Origin of the sequence: Silvanigrella paludirubra, assembly GCF_009208775.1 — a bacterium.
GTDB classification, from domain to species: Bacteria; Bdellovibrionota_B; Oligoflexia; order Silvanigrellales; family Silvanigrellaceae; genus Silvanigrella; species Silvanigrella paludirubra.
Genome location: NZ_WFLM01000003.1, coordinates 631,012 through 650,806, shown reverse-complemented (window position 1 = coordinate 650,806; position 19,795 = coordinate 631,012). Strand labels below are relative to the sequence as shown.

Sequence of the window (19,795 nt, the reverse complement as noted above, 5' to 3'; positions counted from 1 at the left end):
TTTTTTAAAGCATTAATAGGATTCAAATATATTAAATCAAAAAAATTGTCAATTCATTTTACTTTAATTTTTAAAAAAATAATTTATAATTATTTCATAAATTTTGAAATCATAAACTTAAATTAATCTTTATTAAATCTTTTAAAATGCAATTAAAACAAAATTTTAACCAAAAATTGAGGCCACCAAGAATAATAAAATAAATTAATGTTAATCATTTTATTAAAAAAAAAAGAATAGTATGAATTTTTAAATAATCATAAAAAATAAAGTTAAAAATAAATTATATTTTTATTAGAATAATTTGTTACTAATAAAAAATAAATTCAACCACAATTTGTTGAATATATTTTTAAATTTTTAAGATTTATAAAACTTTGAATAAAGTAGTTTTTAATTTATATAATTAATAAATTTATTAGAAAAAACCTAATGGATTTTGATCATAACTAACTAGAATATTTTTCGTTTGCTGATAATGCTCGAGCATCATTTTATGATTTTCTCGCCCTATCCCTGATTGTTTATAACCACCAAATGCGGCATGAGCAGGATACAAATGATAGCAATTTGTCCATATACGTCCTGCTTGAATTTCTTTGCCAAATTTAAATGCACTTCCTAGGTCTCTAGTCCAAATACCAGCTCCCAAACCATAATTTGTACTATTTGCAATTTCGATAGCCTCTTCATCATCTTTAAAAGTTGCAACGGATAGAACAGGTCCAAATATTTCTTCTTGAAATATTCTCATTTCATTAGTTCCTTTAAAAACGGTTGGCTCAACATAAAAGCCATCAGATAAAGAATCTTTAAATTCTTTTCTTCTACCACCAGTTAGCATTTGAGCGCCTTCATTTTTCCCAATTTCAATATATGAAATAATTTTTTCCATTTGTTCTAATGAAACTTGAGCTCCCATCATTGTAGAAGGATCTAATGGATTCCCCTGTTTAATTCGTTTAACTCTATCAAGTGCTTTTTCAATAAATATGTCATAAATAGATTCATGTATTAAAGCTCGAGAAGGGCATGTACATACTTCTCCTTGGTTAAAAGCAAACATTACAAAACCTTCAATTGCTTTATTTAGAAACTCATCATCTTTTAATAAAACATCTTTAAAGAAAATATTTGGTGATTTTCCTCCCAATTCTAAAGTTACAGGAATTAAATTTTGCGAAGCGTATTGCAAAATTAATCTTCCTGTTGAGGTTTCACCAGTAAAAGCCACTTTTGAAATTCGATTTGATGATGCTAATGGTTTTCCAGCTTCTAAACCAAATCCATTTACAACATTTAAAACACCTGGAGGCAGAAGATCTTGAATTATTTCTAACCATACTAAAATAGAAGCCGGGGTTTGCTCTGCAGGTTTTAATACAATGCAATTACCTGCAGCCAAAGCAGGGGCAATTTTCCATGCCGCCATGAGCAATGGAAAATTCCAAGGAATAATTTGCGCAACGACACCTAAAGGTTCATGAAAATGATAAGCAACTGTATCTTTATCAAGCTGCCCTATAGAACCTTCTTGAGCTCTTATACAACTCGCAAAATATCTGAAATGGTCTATAGCTAAAGGAACATCAGCTCCTCTTGTTTCTCGAATTGGTTTTCCATTATCTATTGTTTCTGCAAGAGCAAGTATGTTTTGATTAACTTCCATTCGATCAGCTATTTTTAATAATATATTAGCTCTTTCTGTATTTGAGGTTTTTGCCCATGAGGTTTTTGCTGAATGAGCGGCATCGATTGCCATTTCTATATCAGCATTGCATGATCTTGCTATTTCTGTAAATGTCTTACCAAAAATAGGACAAATATTAGGAAAATATTCACCACTAATTGGAGATACCCAATGTCCATTTATAAAATTGTTGTAACGACTTTTAAAAGGATTTTTAATATCAAATTTTTCTATTTCTTTGCTGATCATAAAAATTCTCCTATTATTTATAAAAAAAGTAGCCATTGTAAAACAGAAAAGATAATATGATGTTAAAAATTTTATTTGTAAATAAGAATTTTTTTTATTTTATAAGTTTTAAAATTAATGAATATTATTTTTTAAAATTTATTTTAAATCTAAATATATAAATATATTATTTACTTTATTGTTTAAATTATTTATTCTATATTATAATTCCATTGTAAAGGGATATATTTATGGGTATAAAAAAAATTATATCTAATACAAATTTACCAAATACTATAGAGTCTCTCAAAAAAGATCTTTTTCATTTAGGTGTAGAACCAGAAATGGTACTTCTTGTTCATACATCTCTTAGTAAAATAGGCTGGATAAACGGCGGCGCTGTAACTTTAATATTAGCGCTTCAAGAGGTTTTAACAAAAGAGGGGACTTTAATAATGCCATCCCACTCCGCAGATTTAAGCGACCCTAAAGATTGGACTCAACCAGCCGTACCCGAAGATTGGTGGGAAATAATTAAAGAAACAATGCCACCATTTGATCAAACTCATACTCCAACTTATGAAATTGGAGTAGTTCCTGAAGTATTTCGAAATTTTCGTTCTGTTGTTAGAAGTTATCATCCAACTTGTTCTTTTTCTGCTTGGGGTAAGAAAGCGGAAAAGATTATTGAAAAACATTCTTTGGATCATGGCTTTGGAGATAAATCACCATTGAACAAAATTTTTTCACTAAATGGACATATCTTACTCATTGGAGTTACACATGAAAGTAACACATCCCTCCATTTAGCAGAAGAAAAATGTAGGCACTACCCTCAAGAAAAAAAAGGCTCCCCTATATATAATGAAAAAGGGGAACGAGAATGGAAAAATTATAAACAAGCATGTTATTCAACAGAGTTTTTTAACACAATTGGCAATGAGTTTGAAAAAAAACATATATTTAAAAGAGGCAAAATAGGAAATGCAGACTCAAAATTAATAAACCAAAGAGAATTGGTACACTTTGCTCATCAATGGTATGACGAAAAAATAAATAATAGCTAATTATTTTCTAATTTTTAATTAATTCTATATTTTTTTTCTTATAACTTCTTTTTTGTTTTTCACGAAGCTTATCAAACATTACTTTTTTTTCATCTATATCAATAAAATCAGGATTTGATTTATTCTCAAGAAGAGCAAAAGTATAAAGATCTAAAAACTCATTACTGAGGTTAGGAATCATGCTTAAAATTTTTATTATTTTAGCAAACTTAAGACCGTTATTGTCTTTACAGTAACCCTCAATAAATAATCTTCGATCTTCTCTATCAACACTTGCAAAACTAGAAAGTAAAATTTGTTCATTTGTTGATAAATTACTAGCTCTCATTTGGGGAGGTTCATTTATTAAATAGCCTACAAAATCAGAAACTTTTTTTCCTCCATTCAAATCTGCAAATTTTTTAATATAGGATATAGCATTCGCTATTCTTTCCTCTTCGCCATCTTCTACTCTTTTATATTGCTGTTGAGAACACCCTAACTTGGATCCCATTTGTGCTTGTGTGAATCTGTTTGTAGCTCTAAAATTAATTAGAAAATGAGATAATTGTTTTCTTATTTCTTCACGTTCGTGCTCTTGTAACTCTTTATCTGAATCTTGATCATTTAATTCATCACAAATAGAATCATTAGAAGTGTTGGTATATTTTTTTTTTGCCAAGTTCTTACTCCTTCTAGGTATAAGTTAACAAAGTTAACTTTTAAGAAATAAACTAAAATCTTATAAAAGCAATCTTTTTTGCTGTAAATAAATTTATTTTTTAAAATAACATAGCTTAAATTGTTCAAATTTTTTGCAATAGATTACCAATATATTTCATTGAAATAAGGAAACATTAATGTTTTTGGACGATTTTTTTTTCTATTTCAAAAAAGAAATTTTCTAAAAATAATATTATTGACATTAAAAAAGAAAAATACTATAGACGTTATGTCTTTTTCATATTTTTAAAGGACTTCTATTTGAAAAAAATTAAGTTTGAGTAACATCCGGTTGTTTTTTAACCTAATGAATTCACATAACTCTAATTAAAAGAACTAATATATTATGCTAAGTATATTTTCAAAACAAAAAATATTAATTTATACTAACGTTTTTTTGCTTACTAATTCTGCAAATGGTCTAAATAATAGCCATAACCTAATTTCTAGCGATTTAAAATTAAGTGCTAAAGAAAATACATTTGAAAGTTCAAATAATCACTCAAATGAAAAATTACATGCTCAGTTATTCATCATAAAAAATGAAGTTATTATACCTTATTTAATAAATAATCATTTGATTTCTAAAAATCAATTGATTTATAAATTTAAATTAAAAAAAAATCTATTTCACGATAATGACAAATTAATTTCTAAAAATATAAAAAATAGCCTTGAGACTTTCATCAAAAATAACTTTGAAGATTTTCATAGTATCTCTGGAGCAGAAGAGTTTTTTGAGGGAAAAAGTAAAAATATCAAGGGAATCATTTTAGATACAAAAGATAATTTATCATTTACAATTGTACTAAACAAAAAAGATCCAAAGTTTCTTGAGAAGCTAACAGCTGTTCAAATTCCTATTCATAAACCTAACAAAGAGTTCTATGCCAATTTAGAAAAACCTAAAGATATTGTTCAATCTGAAATTTATCAAAGCCAATTTTAAAAATGAAATGAATTTATGAATCTTTTTTTAAAAAAAACAAATGCAGTTAACTTAAGTTTTATAATTATTTTTACTGGCGTATTAATTCTAATTCTAAGTTTATATAATTCAAAAAAAACAAATATTAATTTTGTAATAAAAAACATTCAAAATATTTCTACCCAAATAGAACAATCAATTAAAAACAATAACTATAATATAAATGAAATAATAGATACTAATCTTATTCCAGAAAGTGTATCTAAATTTGAAATTAACAATCAAGAAAATAATTTAATAAAAATTGATAAAAATATTTACATCGATAAATTATCTAAAGATAATTTTTTTTCAATTAAAAAAAGCTCTCCAATATTAATCAATGAAAAAGAAGTGGCTATAATAAATTATGAAATTCCAATTAATTTCATAAATGTAATTAATTTATCTATATTTACTTTATTACTTTTTTTATTTTTAATTATATTATACCTTAACAAAAATAAAGAATTAAAAAACAATAAAGAATACATCTTCTCAAAAGAATTTAATAATTATTTAAATAAATTTTTTTCACACGACCTTAGAAAACCATTTAATTTATTAAAATTATATATAAACAATATAGAGAAAAAACAGTCAAATGAAATAAACGACATAATTCTATCTGAAATAAATAAAAGCATTATAAATATTGAATCATTTTCAACATCCATACTGGAATATACAGAAAATAAAAATAATAATTTTAAAAAAATAAGTATATTTGATCTTATAGAAAAAATCAAAATAGATTTATGTCTAAATTCAAATTTTATAAACAATATAAATAATGATAATTATTTATATTGCAGTGAAATTAATTTGATAAAATCATTTCATTTAATAGATAAATATATCACAAAAAACATAAAATCAAAGAATAATTATTTCATATTAATGGAATATACAAAAATAAAAAAACAAAACTTTTTAAAAATTGTTTTCACATTCAATGGAATTTTAATTGATAAAAATGACGCTAATAAAATACTTGCTCCATTCTACTTAAATAAAAATAATGTAAATAATAATCTAGATATGGTAATTGTCAAAAAATTTATAGAATCACACGAAGGTTTTATAACCTGCAATTTAAAAGATAAAAATGTTGAGATATTAATACTAATTCCAACTGTTTCTAAATAAGGATTTTTTATATGATCAATATTGCAATTATAGATGATGAGGAATTTTACCAAAACATTTGGAAATCTAATCTTGATGAAAAATGTAATTTATTCTTTTTTAATGATCCAGATGAGTTTATAGATTCACATATTAATAATCTTAATTTTTTTGATTATATCATTGCTGATATAATTTATGGAAGTAGAAATATTTTAAATATTAATTTCTCAAAAATACTTAGAAAAAATAAATTTAATAAAGAAATAATATTATATTCAAATTATAAGCAAAATTTTTTAGACTTAGAAAATACGCACTACTATGATTTATCATTAGAAAAAGATAAGGGCTATTCTTTGGAAGAAATTAAAAATAAGTTATTAACAAACAGAATTCCTTGGAAAAAGCGTTTTAAAAACTTAGGTATTGATCCAGTTATTATATAAAATATAAAAATTATAGTAACATATTTTAACTCAGAACAACCAAGTACTTCATCGTAATAATGTGTTTAAAAATCTGCTCCATAAAGTGCTATGTTTTTTTCATTTGGCCTACTACAACTTTGAATTAAAAAACCACTTCCCAAAATAACAAGCATAGTTATAAAAGCAATTAAAAAAGATCTTACCATTATTTGATCCTCCTTAAATACTTTTCGTAATTTGATTAATTTAATAAAAAAGTATTTTTTGACGGTTTTTATTTTTAAAAATAATGAAATAATAATAAGTAATATCGGGGATATACTTTTATTTGACTTATTAAATTTTGTTATTATTTAATTATTTTTATTTGTTAGAAACAAGCAAAGATTCACTGCATTTCAATTTTGGAACTAAAATATATAAAGAACCTGATTGTTTTGTTACGCCAGCAATTTCTCCCGCTTCATCACCTTCACCCCAAAATACATCAACTCTTCCAGGCCCTTTAATAGCCCCACCAGTATCTTGAACAAAAGCGAGTTGAGAAAATGAATTGCTTTTAGACGAGCTATTTATTGCTTCATTTGGTAAAATAGGCATTGGAAAATCTAATAAAGTTAAAGTACCAGCTGGTAATACTCTCTGATCCGCTGCGATACTTCTTCCGCCTACTAGCTTAACATTTATATTCCCAAATGGACCTTCATTTTCTAAATTAAAAAATACAAAAGATTTATTAAAATTTAAAACTCTTTGCACTTCTTTAGGATTTTGATTTAGCCAAGCACGGATTGTCTGCATTGAAACGTCACTTTTTTTAAGAATACCCTCATTTAAAAGAAGAGAGCCTATTGGCTTATATTCTCTTCCATTTTGAGAAGCATAGTGAATATATTTTTTGCTGCCATCAGGATAACTTAATAAAGCAGAACCTTGAATTTCAATAAAAAATAGGTCTGTTTTATTTTTTACCCAAGCAATTTCTAAATCTTTATTTTGAAGTTTATTTCCTTCTGATATTTCTTGTCTTGTCCAGTATGGAACAAGCTTATTTTTATGAACTCTGCCTCTAATTACTTTTCCTTTATAATCTGGATTAAATTCTTCAAGATTTACTGTAATTAAATCGGAGGGGGTTTTATAAACAGGTACTTTATATTTAGAAGTTTTTATTTCACTTGCTTCTGCATAAGGAATGTAATAACCAGTAAATAATACTGGTTTTTCATTTTTTATTTCAATTTTATAAATATCAAAGTGTTTTTCTAGCATAGTTTCAGAAATGAAATTTTTATCAGATATATCATTTAGGAACGAATTGGTAGTGCATATAAAATCCTTTGTAGTAAACGAAATCTCATTGTATTTAAATATTGAGTCTTCTTTTTTTCTTTTAAGCCATTTTAAATTTGACTCAATTGCTAATTTTAAATTATCAATTTTTGAGCTATCTTCTTTTAGTTGTACTGAGTTCCATTTTACTTTCTCAAAAGTATAATTAGCATTCTCTTTTTTATCTATTTTTTCTGTTGTTTTACAAGAAAATAAGAAAAGTACTGATGTAAATGCACAACAAATAATATAATAATTTTTTTTCATTGAAATACTCTATGATAATTTAAATACTCTTAAAGTAATGAAGTAAGCAGAAAAATCAGTTGTTAAGTAACAAAACACCAAAGATAACATTCTCTTACCAAATAAGCTGTGACATTATACTAGCAAAAACTATTTTTGCAATGTTTATTTATTTTTTTTTATTAAATTTATGTAAATATCTAAAAATTATCTGTTTATTTAAAATAAAGTATGACAAAATGGTTACATTAGGAGGTTTTAATGACATTATTATATGTTGGTATTTTTGGTTTATTAGGAGTATTTAGCCGCTATTTTATTGGAATAATATTTAAAAAAATTTTTAATACTTCTTTTCCATATGACACTTTTATTATTAATATATTAGGGGCTTTTTTAATTGGAATCGTATTTGTGTTGGGCTCTGAAAAAAACCAGATCTCCCCTGAATTAAGAGCTGGAATTATGATTGGTTTTTTAGGAGGGTTTACAACATTTTCATCTTACTGTTTGGACGCAATAAAAATGTTTGAAAATTTAAAATACATTCAAGGATTTTTGTATATTTCTTTAAGCCCCATTATAGGAACTTTTGCAGCTATTTTAGGAATATTAATTGCTCGCAAAATTTGAATTTTTATATATATTAAATATGCCCTAAAGTCTATTTCTTAAGAGTATCACGAGGAGCATATGAATCATTATAAAACTCTAAGAAAGCTAATAACTTTCTTTCTTCCTGCTTTATTTTCAGAAAATATTTATTCAAATTCTAATTGTCCAAGTAATTTAAGCGCTTTAAATTGTATGACATTTATGCACAAAGATACTCCTTTAAATTATAAAAAACTTTCAGAAGAACGAATTTTAAATGAAGGAAGATTATTAAAGTTTGAACTTTTTTCTCAAAATTATCCTCTACAAATTGAAACAAACAAAAATGAATGGGTTCATACTGTTTCTATTTATTTACCTGATAATTATAGGGAGTCAACAACTCCAATCTTATATATTGATTCAGGAGATAATAACAATATTAAAAAAAATACAATAGATTTTTTTTCCATAGCAAAACAAACCCATTCAATGGTAATTTCGGTTGATCTAGTTCCAAATCAGCCTATTTCATTTCCAACAAACCCAAATCTATCTGAAGATTATTTAGTAGCTCATACTTGGAAACTTTATATTGATGATCCTATAAAAAATAAAATTAATTTACTTCATTTGCCAATGGCCATGTCTGCAATAAAAACTATGGATTTAGTTCAACATGAATTTTTAGGCACTAATTATAATGTAAATTCTTTTATCATGAGCGGTGCTTCTAAAAGAGGTTGGGCCGCTTGGTTAGCAACTATTGCCGATTCTAGGGTGAAAGCAATTATTCCAATAGTAATTGATATTTATAATACTAAAGAGTTATTTAATAAATTATATAAAATATATGCGCATAATTGGCCTATTGCATTATACCCATATTATAAAGAAAACATGCATAAATATTTAGAAAATAAAAACTTTCTTGAATTATTAGATATTGAAGATCCTATTGCATATAAAAAATCAGACAAAAGATTGAGATTAAATATTCCAAAATTTATTATAAGTTCTAGCGGCGACGATTTTTTCCCTCCAGATAGTATTTATGAAAATTATAATCATATTCCTGGTAAGACTTATTTAAAATATGTACCAAACTCAAGCCATTTTATATCTAAACCCATTATTGAAAATTCAATTATTTCTTTTAGTAATAATTTGAATTCAAATTTTAAATCAAAAATAATCTCTTATAAAATTTTAGAAAAAGACATGGGAAACTTAATAGAATTTAGAGTTACTTTAACTAAAGATGTTAAAAAAATTTCTTTATGGCAAGCAAAAAATGAAACCGAAAGAGATTTTAGATTTGCATGTGGGATAAAATATACAGAAACTGAATATCTTATTCCCAAAAATCACCGATTAGAAATTGTTATTAAAAAGCCAGAAAAAGGTTGGGAAGCTTCTTTTATTGAAATTACAGATAATAATTCTTTTGTTCAAACAACTCCAAATATTGTTTTGCCTAGAAGAGTATATCCAACTTCTATAAGTAAAGAAAAAAAAGATGGATGTCGTGTTTTGCCATTATAGAATATAAAAAAATTATAATTTATATGTTTATTGAATATTTATTTTTTAAATAGATTTCATAAAAAAACCCTACATATAGTAGGGTTTTTGGTGGAGGTGCCGGGGATCGAACCCGGGTCCGGATAGGCATCACAATTGGCGCCACATGCTTCTTCTTTCATTAAATCTTACTTGATAGCCGGGGAAAGACACCCTACTACACAAGCCAGTTCGATTAATAGGTAAGTCAAACTACGAACAGAAGTCGGAGCGTACCCGCACGTAAATTAACGGCGATTTTGAATGCACGTGCTGCCGCACCCAAGTCACCGGCTCTGTGTTTTTTAGGCAGCGAGAGCTAGATTAGTGTTTTTGCCACTTCTGGCTGCCACAACGTTTTAAAGAGGCGCTGTAACCAACCCCTGCATGCTCCTTTCACTCAACTCTCTCCGTCGAAACCAGTTCACCCCCAAAGAAATTCCTTAAAACATGCTAATTCAAGGAAATATAGCAGTATTCTATTTTGAAGAGAGGATCAAGTTGTATCAGTTTTTATTATTATAAAATTTAATAATTACCCCTTTAAAGCAGCAAAAATAAGTTTCATCATTGAATAAACGCTTTGAGAATATTCGTACTCAATTAAACACTCAGCAATTTCTAATGTATTTTTATTAGTATAAAACCAAGCTGGAGTAGGCCAAATTGTAAAGGGAGCATGTATTACTGATTTTTCTGGAAAATCAAATAATAAGCCATTGTGAACCGTTCCAATACCTGACTGAATATCTTTCAAAGTAGCGCCCGGAAAAGCACCCCAAGTTGTAGAAGCAAATGCATAAGAAAGAGCAGACCAACAATTAACTCCAATTGTGCCATAACGTAACGTTTCTAGGGCATACTCAATATCATTATGATGAATTTTTTTTGTTAAAGGATCTACTAACAAAGAACAACTCAATGTTCCCCAGATTTTATCATTACAAAAATCTACTGCTTTATGAATAAACTCTGTCACATTATTTGCATTAATTGAAGTTTCAGTAATTATACCACAAAATGCCTCATTTTCAAAAGCATAATTATTTGAATTTATATCAGGAATTAAAGTCCAAGGAATACAACCAGCTTTATTATCTCCAATAATTTCTGCTTGGTTATATTGTTTTAAAAATCCTGAATATCTTTCCCAAGCACCAGGATAATATGCTTTTCTAGAGGGAGTTGATTTTAATTCTATTCTCAAATAATTTAAAAATAATTCTCTCTGTTGCCACCCCTTACAAGTAACAATTACTTTCATTGCATTACAGTTAAAACTTGCATTATTAGCAACTACACTAGCTATTTGTCTAGCATGATATATAAGCTCTTCATCCGTCCATATTCCAGGAACAATAATTACAGGTGTAACACATCCCAGTTCAGAAGTAATATTTTTATTACAAATCATAGTATCATTTAATTTTTTTTCATTAATTTCTTCGACCGTTCCTTTACCCCAAACAATCTTATCATGAGTTATATGTGAACCAGTTATATGTATATCATCAACTAAATTATGGTTACATAAATATTCACCAATTTCTCCTGTTCCTTTAGTAAAATATAAAAAACCGTCATGAATTAAGTCGACAAATATTTTGTTAAATATCTCAAGTAAATAATCATTTACAGGATTAAGTTTTACAATACACACTTTTCCTTCATTATATAATTTAGTCAAAGCGTCTAAAGGTGAAATACTTGAAACATTACCTGCACCAAGAATTAAACTCACTGCAGGTATTGTATTATTTTCACTATAAACAACTCCTTGAGTAGGAAATTTGTCTTTTTGTATCCAAACTTCAGATTCAAATCCTCTCCAAATCAAGGATTCTTTAATATTTTCTGGCATTACTTTTGCAACAAATTGTTTATTATCTCTTTGAAATATTTTTTTTGGAGTTGGTTTTCCATTTTCTTTTAAAGCTTGTATTAAATATCTTAATTGTCTCATTAAAATTGCAGGACCAGCTAAGAATTCTTGGCCAACTATATCACTATTTGCAGAACCTTCTTTTGCTCTAGCAGAAACTTCAGCCCATTGTTTTGATTCTAAAATTAAGCTATCCATTGCTGATTCTAAATAACTAATTTTTTGTTGAATATTCAATTTAAGCCATTTTTGCTTATTTTGCGAAAGAATTTTAAGAGCGTTTTCTAATTTTATATTGTTCAACATAGTAAGATATCCTTATACAAATAAAAAATGGACTTGACTATTTACATATCACAATATATTTCGTTATAGTTACCAGGTTGGCCAAAACTCTAATTAGGTTATTTTCAAACTAGGGTAAATGGCTGCTTTTTATTTTTTAACTCTCTTTTTTTTTACTTGGAGAATATAACATGGCATTTAAAACACTCCCACTTTTTGCCGTTTCTGCAATTTTACTTTCTGGATGCACAAGCACTTGCGGATCTAAAGCAGAAACTCCAGCTGCTGACGCTGCTGCTCCTGCGGCTCCAGCTGCTGATGCTGCTGCACCAACTGCGGCTCCTGCTGATGCTGCTGCACCAACTGCGGCTCCTGCTGACGCTGCTGCACCAACTGCAGCTCCTGCTGATGCTACTGCACAAGCTCCTGCGGCTCCAGCTGACGCTGCTGCACAAGCTCCTGCGGCTCCTGAAGCACCAGCTGCAAAGTAATTTTACATTACAAAAAAAAGCAGGCAAAAATATTTGCCTGCTTTTTTTTGTTTATTTATTATTTTATCTATCTTTAAAATTTTCATAACATAAATAATCTCTGTTTTCACCCCATTTAAATATTAAACTTCGGTTAATTTGATTTAATTTATCAGGCGTCGATACAATTAAATCAATTTCACAAGTACCGGCTGATAATGGGTTATTTAAATCTATTAAAATAAATTTTTTATTTTTATTTAAACTTAAATTAATATTATCACATTCAAATGAATTTTTCTTTTTTTTAAAAGAAATTAGGAATTCTAAATTAGAAACTCTATCAGGTGAATGTATTAAAAATGGGATTCCTGGTTTTTTAATAGAGATACAATTTATATATTCTCCGTTATACTTCCAATTATTTTTTGTTGAAAGAACAGTGCCAATAATTTTTGTATCTCCAAAAATTTTAATTGTAGTTTTTTGAAAATAATTTGGAGTGGTTGATGAAGAATATTCTCCATTAAATAAAATATCTCTAGGTATTTCATATCCATTTTCATTTCTATTCAACAAATTATCGTTATTTCTAATACATGAAGTAAAAAAAACTGTTAAAATTAAATTTATAAAAAGCATATAAAAAAATTTATTTTTCATTTTGTTTCCAAAATAAATTTATATAGTTACTTTATTATCAATCCACTCTCTAATATTAGTTAATTCATTGTGAAAGTGATCTGAAATTCTAAGATCCATAAAATTTTTAAAGAGTTCATCTATAATATTTGTTAATAATGTAGATGATGAAATTCTTTGAGTAATATGAGCTTGGGAATCGGCCTCAGAAATAGATGGCAATCTTACATTTCTTAGGGATAAATCTTCACCTAAAATAGAAAAACTCCATTGTCTTTCTGCATCTTGTAAAATAAATTTTGCCTCATGAACAAGTTTTCCAGTTCCTAAAGCACTTCCTGCTTCAAATGCATACGCAGGTGTACCGCCCTTTAAACTATTTTCACGTACCGATCCACTTGTACTACTTAAGACAATTTTGTCATCAATATAAAGATGAAATGTTCCATAACTTCCAATTTTAAGTTTATGATTTTGAGTTTCACTTTTAAACCATAGCCAAGTTAGAAATTCTCTACCTAAAAATGCTCTATTTGTTTGGAGAAATCTTATCTCATCATGTAAATTATCATTTAACATGGATTTATAGCTCCTTTGCTAAAACGCTTTTTGCGTTTTGATTGAAGATACACTAATACTGTCAAAGATGTTGGGCAATATGAAGTGAAAGGATTTTTATGAATTCATTAGAAGAAATTTTTAAAACTGCAAAACAATGTGCACAAGTAGCTTCTCAAATGAGCCTTGAATTTAAACATGGAATAGACCCACAAAGTTTAAAAAATGACAAATCATGGGTCACATCTGCAGATAAAAAAATTGAAGAAAAATTAAGAGAAATTATAAATAAAAATCACCCTACACACTATATTTTGGGAGAAGAAGAAGGCGGAGAAATTGGTAATGATCCTGAATCCTTTACTTGGATTTTAGATCCTATCGACGGAACATTTAGTTTTGTACATAATGTTCCTTTTTATTCTTCTCTTATTGCCGTTTTAAAAGGTAACACTCCTATTATTGGCATTGCTTGTCTTCCTGCTTTAGGAATTACAATGAGCGCAATGAAGGGCAAAGGAGCTTTTATTAATGACGAAAAATATTATAAAACTCCTTTAGTTGGTAGCTCTCATATTGAATTAATTGCAACTGCGGATGTTTATCGATTTTATCTAGAAAAAAAAGATAATTTAATTCAAAAACTTTATGGGAAAGATTTTAAATCTAGGACATATTCTGATGCCCTTGGGTATTATATGCTTTTAAGAGGCTCTGTAAGAGTTTTTATTGATCCAAAGGTAGAAATTTGGGATGTTGCTCCTTTCCATGTAATTATGCCCGAAGCAGGGTTCACAATACATTCGTGGAATGGTGAAAGAGCTCTTAAAAAAGGAACAAGTATTTCTTATGCTATTGATGAGCAAAACTTGCCTATTAATTGTGCAGATGTAGTTGAACTCACTTCGCAATTTGCTTAGTATATAAATTAATGAAGAAATTATTAATTTAATATATTTGATATTTAAAATCTCATAAGGAGATCTTGTTATGAAAAAAAGGCACCGTTTTTATTTCACAACAATGATCTTCTTTATTTTCTTACCAATTCAAAGCTGTATTACTTTTACTAATAAAGAAACAGTTATTGAAAGGAGTGAAAAAGATCAACCAGAATGGATTCAAGATAATTGGCAACAAAATTTAGAAAAGGATTCAGTTTATCTTATTTTTAAAAAAACAGATATTTACAATCTAAATCTGGGTCTTAAACAAGCCCAATCCGCAGCGATCCTTCAAACCTCACATCTTATCATGAACAAAATTCAAAAAACTTTGCTAACAAAACTCCCAGCCTCTTCCAATAATTCAAATAAAAAGAGAGACTCTATTCTTTATGAGCTTTCTCAGGTCGTTACAAGCAATAGACTTGCGGTTGTTTCACAACCCGCTTTACCTAAAGATGTCTATTGGGAATATCGCCAAAGGGATACTGACAATGGTCCTGAAAGATTCTATATAGTATGGGTTTTGCTTTCAGTTCCAAAAATAGACTATGAGTCTGCATTAAGGACGACAGCACGAAGTCTAACGAAGTCCGAACATTCGGATATAGTAGATTTGGGCCAAAACATTTTACAGCAAATGAATCCTCACTAATTTACGGGGATTTGAATAACGATAAGGTGAGATATGGATAAAGCTTCTAAGTGGCTCGTCATAACAGAAAAACCATCGGTTGCAGGAGATCTCGCAAAAGCGCTGGGTGGATTCGAAAAAAAAGGCGACTACTATGAGTCACCAAAATATTTTATCACCTGGGCTGTAGGTCATCTTTTAGAATTACTGGAACCCGAAGAATTAGACCCCAAATACAAGCGTTGGTTACTTCAAGATCTTCCTATTCTTCCTTCTGAATTTCAATACAAACCCAAAAAAGGGCAAACAGAACGACTCAATCATATTAAAAGCCTTGCTAAAAAATCGGAAGTTGTGGGCTTTATTAATGCCTGCGATGCAGGGCGAGAAGGCGAACTTATTTTTAGAGAAATATTTGATTTTTGCGGCCAAGATAAACCATTTAAAAGACTTTGGTTACAAAGTATGACACCCGAGTCAATCCGTAAAGGTTTTAATTTAGTTAAACCTGGTAAAGATTATGACAATCTTGGAGATGCCGCTCGCTGCCGTGCTGAAAGCGATTGGCTCATTGGCATGAACGCAACTCGTGCTGTCACAAAAAGATTAAAATCAAGAAATACGAAAGGCGTGTGGTCTGTTGGTAGAGTACAAACGCCAACTCTTGCCCTAATTGCAAAACGTGAATTAGAACACTTAAAACATAGACCTGAGCCTTACTTTACTATTGAGGGGCGTTTTTCTACCTCTAGTCACGAATATTCTGGAGTTTGGTTTGATCCTAATTTTAAAAAACCAATCTCTACTGATGAAGAGGATCTTCAACACTATTCTGAAAAAGAAGATCGCATTTTTTCAAAAGAACGTTTGGATCAAATTTTAAATGATTTTAATTTAAATAAAGGAAAAGCAACTGCTTCTGAAACAAGAAAAGAATCTAAAGAAATTGCTCCTCAATTATTTGATTTAACTTTATTGCAACGAGAAGCAAACCGTAAATTAGGTATGTCTGCATCAAGAACATTACAAGCAGCTCAAAGACTTTATGAAAAACACAAACTGTTAACTTATCCAAGAACGGATTCTCGTTACCTTCCTGAAGATTATGTTAACAACGTAACAGATGTTATTAAAGAGTTTTCCGCAATTCCAACAGAGTTTACAAAAGCTTGTCAAAAAATATTAAAAACAGGTTTACTAAATAAAGAACGTATATTTAATGACAAACATGTTTCCGATCACTTTGCCATTATCCCAACAGGTCACTTTCCTTCTGAAAAATTAGATGGTGATGACGCACGCATTTATAATCTTGTCTTAAAAAGATTTCTTGCTGCTTTCATGCCCCATGCTGTTTGGGCAAAAGTGGAGCGCATCACAAAAGTGGGTTCTCAAACATTTAGAACCCGTGTCCAAGATCTTCAAGAACCAGGTTGGCGCGAAGTTTATGGACTTGATACCGAGGAAGAAAGCAAACTTCCAAAACTAAATGAAAAAAATCCTGAGGCTGTGACACCTGTGCAAACAGAAGATATCACTCCTCAAACAAATGCGACAAAACCACCAGCACGTCTTACGGAAGCAAAATTGCTTTCTTTAATGGAACATTGCGGACGCTCCATTGCAGACGAAGAAATTGCCGAAGTTCTTAAAGACAAGGGAATTGGTACACCAGCCACACGTGCTGATATTATAGAAAATTTAATTGCCAAAGAATACGTAAGCCGTTTTGGGAAATCTTTAAGAGCTACCTCAAAAGGTATTCGTTTGGTCGATGTCTTGAGCCGTATTCCTATTGATACTCTTTCCAAAGTCGAGCTCACAGGTGAAATAGAATTCGATCTTCGCAAAATGGAAAAAGGACAAAAAAAACGTTCTGAGTTTATGCAAGATATGTTTGATTTTACTTCATCTATTGTAGATAAAGCACGCACATTTGAATACGACGCCATATTTAAAAACGATCCTCCTTTAGGCAGTTGTCCTGTTTGTAAAAAAGGAAAGGTATTTGAAGGCTTTTGGGGATATAAATGCAACTTAGCTGGTAATAGCAAAGAAAAAGTCGGTGATGAATGCACATTCATTATCTGGAAAGAAAAAAATCAAAGATACATTGATCGCAGCCTTGTTGAAGAAGTTCTTTCAAAAAACATCGCAGGGCCCTTTGAATTTAGCAATTCCAATGGCACCTCACATTTTGAAGAATATTTAACCATTTCTCCAGTCAAAGGGATTATCTTTTGTGAACAAAATGGAGATCCAAAAGAATCTGCTACAGGATATGATGTTGTTGTTCTACATGAAGAACCTTTACCAGAAACCTTCCTAAAGTTACCCGGTTTAGTAAAAGTAACAGAAAATGCCTATTTGTGTGAGTTTGGTGTCCAAATGCCAGCTGCCGAAACAGCAGCAAGTGAAGCGGCAGAAACAAAGCCTAAAAGAGGTCGTAAAAAAGCCGCGGCAGAAGGCTCAACCGAAGAAAAAGCAAAAAAGAAACCTGCAAAACCTAAAAAGACAAAACGCCTCATTTCACGCATGCCACGTGTTTTATGTGGCCGCGAAATGAGCCTAGAAGACTACAAGTCTTTTATCATTACAGGTTCCACTCCACCTATTGCCGACTTTAAATCTAAAAAAGGGCGCCCTTTTGCCGCTGCTCTTCATTTAAAAGACAATGGAAACTTTGAATTTAAATTTGTTTCCAGAAAAGCTCTTTTAGGCGAAGAAACAGTTAAAACACCCAAAAACACAGAAAAAAAATCGGCTAATAAAGCAAAAGTCGTTAAAAAAACAAAGAAAAAAGACTCCTCCTCAGAAGGTGAATCTTCCTCCGTATAAAAAAAGTGAGCTTCCTTAGACCAACATCAAACGAAGCTCACTTGACTTTTATAAAATATCATACTATTTGCTTCATTCACGATTGTGGCAGGGTAGCTCAGCTGGTTAGAGCGGAGGTCTCATAATCCTCAGGTCGGTGGTTCAAGTCCACTCCTTGTCACCATTTCTTCTTTCTGTACAAATCTCTTTTAAAATTTCATAAAAATATTTTGCTAAAGTGAATATTCCACCTATTTGCCAGATAAAATAGTTTAATATCCATTACAAATAAAGATATAGCTTGAAGTAAAACATAAATTATTAATATTTTTTAATAAAAAAATTTTTTCTTGTTAATTTAATAAATTTTAAATTTATTAAAAAATAATTGAGAAAGCAAATATAATAGATTGCCATAACATATTATTTTTTATAATTTAAATATTTTATTTATCACTGAATATCTATTCCAAATAATTTAATTTAATTGTATTGACAAAATTCTAATGTAGATCTTTTCTATATGAATCCATAGCGCATATCAATTAGGAGATTTTAAATTTTGAAATATTTAATTTTTACTTCAATTTGTTTTCTTTCTTTTCAAACATTTGCAAATGAAGTCTCCAGAATTCCACTAGATCAATTTATAATACCTGAAAAAAGAGAATTTAAACTCAGTGAAACAATTCAACCTTGCGATAATTTTTATGAATACGTTTGCTCTGAAGAAATAAAAAAATTTCAATTACCAGAAGAATACCCTAATTATTCATTCTACACAGATGAGAGCAACTTAAAATATAAAAAATTAATAAATGAATTTATAAAAAATAATATTTTGTCTACAAATCTCAATTCAAATGATGATGAAAGAAGTAAAAATTTTAAAAGTATGATTAAAAATTTTTATGAATCTTATCTAAATTCAAATGCAAGAAGAAGCGAGTCGGAAGAAATCATAAGGAATTTCACATTTCAAACCGCAAACATGAGCAAGGAACAACTTCTTGAAAATTTAGGAAAGTCTTACTTAAATGGAGATGATTTTTTATTGAAAGTGGGAACATACCCTCATCCTGCATTTAAAGAATTACTTATAAAATCAATAAATTTTTCTCTTTTTGATATTTCATACCCTAATTCTCATATAACAAATCTATTTGAGGTTCCAAATTTTGTAAATGATTTAGAAAATTTTTATATAGAGTATATTAAAACTCTAGGCTTTCAAAATTATGAATTAATTGCAAAAAATATTATTCATTTTGATCGTAACCCCCATTTGAAGTTGACACTTTTCACAACCGAAAGGGTAGTCAATGGATAAATTAAAAGCAGTAAAGAAAAGATTTGGATATCATGAAAAAAGAGAAATACTAGAGGAACACTTTAACTCTGGCTTGAGTTTATCCGCATTATCGCGTAAACATCAGATTCATCCAGTGACTTTATATAGCTGGAAAAGGAGTCTCTGCATGAGTAATAAAGATGAAAATCAATCTACTAGTCCAACAAATATAGAAGAAATACTTGCAGAAAATGAGAACCTTAAAAAACGTAATAAACATTTAGAAAAAGCTGTTTCAAACTTAACAATAGATAATTCAATTCT

The 19,795-nt window shown here is 29.0% G+C and carries 19 protein-coding genes, 1 tRNA gene and 1 other RNA gene; 13 read left to right on the top strand and 8 right to left on the bottom strand.

Going from position 1 to position 19,795, the window contains the following annotated elements; genetic code table 11:
- Positions 1-418 precede the first annotated feature (418 nt).
- Positions 419-1,939, bottom strand: a complete 1,521-nt coding sequence (gene exaC / locus GCL60_RS10430) for an acetaldehyde dehydrogenase ExaC (protein WP_153420597.1) — start codon at positions 1,937-1,939, stop codon at positions 419-421.
- A gap of 230 nt (positions 1,940-2,169) precedes the next feature.
- Between exaC and GCL60_RS10425 the strand changes: the two genes are divergently transcribed.
- On the top strand, positions 2,170-2,985 hold the full coding sequence (locus GCL60_RS10425) for an AAC(3) family N-acetyltransferase (RefSeq protein WP_153420596.1): 816 nt from the start codon (positions 2,170-2,172) through the stop codon (positions 2,983-2,985).
- Positions 2,986-2,992: 7 nt separating this feature from the next.
- On the opposite strand, the gene GCL60_RS10420 is transcribed toward GCL60_RS10425, so the two are convergent.
- Complete coding sequence (locus GCL60_RS10420) at positions 2,993-3,646, bottom strand: hypothetical protein (protein WP_153420595.1); 654 nt, start codon at positions 3,644-3,646, stop codon at positions 2,993-2,995.
- A 387-nt stretch (positions 3,647-4,033) separates the two neighbouring features.
- Here GCL60_RS10420 and GCL60_RS10415 point away from each other — a divergent pair, with 387 nt between their 5' ends.
- From GCL60_RS10415 to GCL60_RS10405, 3 genes are read left to right on the top strand one after another with little or no spacing between them, the layout of a single operon-like run.
- Positions 4,034-4,636, top strand: coding sequence for a periplasmic substrate-binding domain-containing protein (locus GCL60_RS10415; protein ID WP_153420594.1), 603 nt, complete (start codon positions 4,034-4,036; stop codon positions 4,634-4,636).
- Positions 4,637-4,651: 15 nt separating this feature from the next.
- On the top strand, positions 4,652-5,803 hold the full coding sequence (locus GCL60_RS10410; protein ID WP_153420593.1) for a hypothetical protein: 1,152 nt from the start codon (positions 4,652-4,654) through the stop codon (positions 5,801-5,803).
- An 11-nt stretch (positions 5,804-5,814) separates the two neighbouring features.
- Entirely contained in the window at positions 5,815-6,231 is a 417-nt protein-coding gene (locus GCL60_RS10405) for a hypothetical protein (RefSeq protein ID WP_153420592.1), read from the top strand.
- A gap of 65 nt (positions 6,232-6,296) precedes the next feature.
- Here GCL60_RS10405 and GCL60_RS17475 read toward each other — a convergent pair whose 3' ends face one another.
- Both GCL60_RS17475 and mltA read right to left on the bottom strand, forming a co-directional pair.
- Positions 6,297-6,419 carry a hypothetical protein gene (locus GCL60_RS17475; protein ID WP_272914818.1) on the bottom strand — a complete coding sequence of 41 codons (123 nt, stop codon included), beginning with the start codon at positions 6,417-6,419 and terminating at the stop codon, positions 6,297-6,299.
- Positions 6,420-6,576: 157 nt separating this feature from the next.
- A complete protein-coding gene (gene mltA, locus GCL60_RS10400; RefSeq protein WP_153420591.1) occupies positions 6,577-7,812 on the bottom strand; it encodes a murein transglycosylase A in 1,236 nt (411 codons plus the stop codon).
- Between the two features lie 240 nt (positions 7,813-8,052).
- Here mltA and crcB point away from each other — a divergent pair, with 240 nt between their 5' ends.
- Both crcB and GCL60_RS10390 read left to right on the top strand, forming a co-directional pair.
- Complete coding sequence (crcB, locus tag GCL60_RS10395; RefSeq protein WP_153420590.1) at positions 8,053-8,424, top strand: fluoride efflux transporter CrcB; 372 nt, start codon at positions 8,053-8,055, stop codon at positions 8,422-8,424.
- Between the two features lie 60 nt (positions 8,425-8,484).
- Positions 8,485-9,930: a PhoPQ-activated protein PqaA family protein gene (locus tag GCL60_RS10390; protein ID WP_153420589.1), complete on the top strand. Its 1,446-nt coding sequence runs from the start codon at positions 8,485-8,487 to the stop codon at positions 9,928-9,930.
- Positions 9,931-10,018: 88 nt separating this feature from the next.
- On the opposite strand, the gene ssrA is transcribed toward GCL60_RS10390, so the two are convergent.
- Positions 10,019-10,380: a transfer-messenger RNA gene (gene ssrA / locus GCL60_RS10385) on the bottom strand.
- A gap of 103 nt (positions 10,381-10,483) precedes the next feature.
- Positions 10,484-12,136, bottom strand: a complete 1,653-nt coding sequence (locus GCL60_RS10380; protein ID WP_153420588.1) for an NAD-dependent aldehyde dehydrogenase — start codon at positions 12,134-12,136, stop codon at positions 10,484-10,486.
- A gap of 170 nt (positions 12,137-12,306) precedes the next feature.
- Between GCL60_RS10380 and GCL60_RS10375 the strand changes: the two genes are divergently transcribed.
- Positions 12,307-12,606, top strand: a complete 300-nt coding sequence (locus tag GCL60_RS10375; protein WP_153420587.1) for a hypothetical protein — start codon at positions 12,307-12,309, stop codon at positions 12,604-12,606.
- A gap of 63 nt (positions 12,607-12,669) precedes the next feature.
- Here the strand turns inward: GCL60_RS10375 and GCL60_RS10370 are convergent, their stop codons facing one another.
- Both GCL60_RS10370 and GCL60_RS10365 read right to left on the bottom strand, forming a co-directional pair.
- Positions 12,670-13,248: a hypothetical protein gene (locus GCL60_RS10370; protein ID WP_153420586.1), complete on the bottom strand. Its 579-nt coding sequence runs from the start codon at positions 13,246-13,248 to the stop codon at positions 12,670-12,672.
- A gap of 18 nt (positions 13,249-13,266) precedes the next feature.
- The gene (locus tag GCL60_RS10365; protein ID WP_153420585.1) at positions 13,267-13,806 is read right to left on the bottom strand and encodes a hypothetical protein; all 540 of its coding nucleotides are present in this window, start codon (positions 13,804-13,806) and stop codon (positions 13,267-13,269) included.
- Positions 13,807-13,904: 98 nt separating this feature from the next.
- Here GCL60_RS10365 and GCL60_RS10360 point away from each other — a divergent pair, with 98 nt between their 5' ends.
- From GCL60_RS10360 to GCL60_RS17550, 6 genes are all read left to right on the top strand, one after another.
- Complete coding sequence (locus GCL60_RS10360; RefSeq protein ID WP_153420584.1) at positions 13,905-14,705, top strand: inositol monophosphatase family protein; 801 nt, start codon at positions 13,905-13,907, stop codon at positions 14,703-14,705.
- Positions 14,706-14,775: 70 nt separating this feature from the next.
- A complete protein-coding gene (locus tag GCL60_RS10355; RefSeq protein ID WP_153420583.1) occupies positions 14,776-15,384 on the top strand; it encodes a hypothetical protein in 609 nt (202 codons plus the stop codon).
- A 33-nt stretch (positions 15,385-15,417) separates the two neighbouring features.
- Complete coding sequence (locus GCL60_RS10350) at positions 15,418-18,201, top strand: DNA topoisomerase 3 (RefSeq protein WP_153420582.1); 2,784 nt, start codon at positions 15,418-15,420, stop codon at positions 18,199-18,201.
- Positions 18,202-18,287: 86 nt separating this feature from the next.
- A tRNA-Met gene (locus GCL60_RS10345) sits at positions 18,288-18,364 on the top strand.
- A 378-nt stretch (positions 18,365-18,742) separates the two neighbouring features.
- Positions 18,743-19,510 (top strand): hypothetical protein, encoded by a 768-nt coding sequence (locus tag GCL60_RS10340; protein WP_161998164.1) that lies wholly within the window; start codon positions 18,743-18,745, stop codon positions 19,508-19,510.
- Positions 19,503-19,795, top strand: a 293-nt coding sequence (locus GCL60_RS17550) for a transposase (protein ID WP_153420638.1), incomplete at its 3' end; no start/stop codon positions are given. The genes GCL60_RS10340 and GCL60_RS17550, both read left to right, overlap by 8 nt.

Coding starts and splice junctions, on each gene's coding strand:
- exaC (WP_153420597.1), bottom strand. CDS start 1,939: ATGATCAGCAAAGAAATAGAAAAATTTGATATTAAAAATCCTTTTAAA.
- GCL60_RS10425 (WP_153420596.1), top strand. CDS start 2,170: ATGGGTATAAAAAAAATTATATCTAATACAAATTTACCAAATACTATA.
- GCL60_RS10415 (WP_153420594.1), top strand. CDS start 4,034: ATGCTAAGTATATTTTCAAAACAAAAAATATTAATTTATACTAACGTT.
- GCL60_RS10410 (WP_153420593.1), top strand. CDS start 4,652: ATGAATCTTTTTTTAAAAAAAACAAATGCAGTTAACTTAAGTTTTATA.
- GCL60_RS10405 (WP_153420592.1), top strand. CDS start 5,815: ATGATCAATATTGCAATTATAGATGATGAGGAATTTTACCAAAACATT.
- GCL60_RS17475 (WP_272914818.1), bottom strand. CDS start 6,419: ATGGTAAGATCTTTTTTAATTGCTTTTATAACTATGCTTGTTATTTTG.
- mltA (WP_153420591.1), bottom strand. CDS start 7,812: ATGAAAAAAAATTATTATATTATTTGTTGTGCATTTACATCAGTACTT.
- crcB (WP_153420590.1), top strand. CDS start 8,053: ATGACATTATTATATGTTGGTATTTTTGGTTTATTAGGAGTATTTAGC.
- GCL60_RS10390 (WP_153420589.1), top strand. CDS start 8,485: ATGAATCATTATAAAACTCTAAGAAAGCTAATAACTTTCTTTCTTCCT.
- GCL60_RS10380 (WP_153420588.1), bottom strand. CDS start 12,136: ATGTTGAACAATATAAAATTAGAAAACGCTCTTAAAATTCTTTCGCAA.
- GCL60_RS10375 (WP_153420587.1), top strand. CDS start 12,307: ATGGCATTTAAAACACTCCCACTTTTTGCCGTTTCTGCAATTTTACTT.
- GCL60_RS10370 (WP_153420586.1), bottom strand. CDS start 13,248: ATGAAAAATAAATTTTTTTATATGCTTTTTATAAATTTAATTTTAACA.
- GCL60_RS10365 (WP_153420585.1), bottom strand. CDS start 13,806: ATGTTAAATGATAATTTACATGATGAGATAAGATTTCTCCAAACAAAT.
- GCL60_RS10360 (WP_153420584.1), top strand. CDS start 13,905: ATGAATTCATTAGAAGAAATTTTTAAAACTGCAAAACAATGTGCACAA.
- GCL60_RS10355 (WP_153420583.1), top strand. CDS start 14,776: ATGAAAAAAAGGCACCGTTTTTATTTCACAACAATGATCTTCTTTATT.
- GCL60_RS10350 (WP_153420582.1), top strand. CDS start 15,418: ATGGATAAAGCTTCTAAGTGGCTCGTCATAACAGAAAAACCATCGGTT.